The sequence below is a fragment of the Pseudoalteromonas sp. GW168-MNA-CIBAN-0100 genome (assembly GCF_040309225.1).
Taxonomy (GTDB): Bacteria; Pseudomonadota; Gammaproteobacteria; order Enterobacterales; family Alteromonadaceae; genus Pseudoalteromonas; species Pseudoalteromonas arctica.
Map to the genome: position 1 here is coordinate 1 of NZ_JBEOOL010001058.1, position 238 is coordinate 238.

Genomic DNA, 238 nt, shown 5'->3' on the forward strand with positions numbered 1-238 from the left:
CCTTGATGTTGTACGCGCTATTGCCGCAGCAGAAGATGCGATTGTTGTTCCTGTATGTGCTGCTATTGAATCTGAGCTTTCTGAGCTAGATGAAGAAGACAAGCTTGAGTTTATGGCTGATCTTGGTTTAGAAGAGCCAGGCCTTAACCTTGTTATTCGTGGTGGCTATGAATTACTGCAATTACAAACCTACTTTACAGCAGGCGTAAAAGAAGTACGCGCATGGACTATTCCTGTA

The 238-nt window shown here is 43.7% G+C and carries 1 pseudogene; it reads left to right on the forward strand.

What is annotated here, in order from left to right:
* Positions 1-238: pseudogene (gene ychF, locus AAEY62_RS24600) on the forward strand (redox-regulated ATPase YchF); the annotation flags it as partial.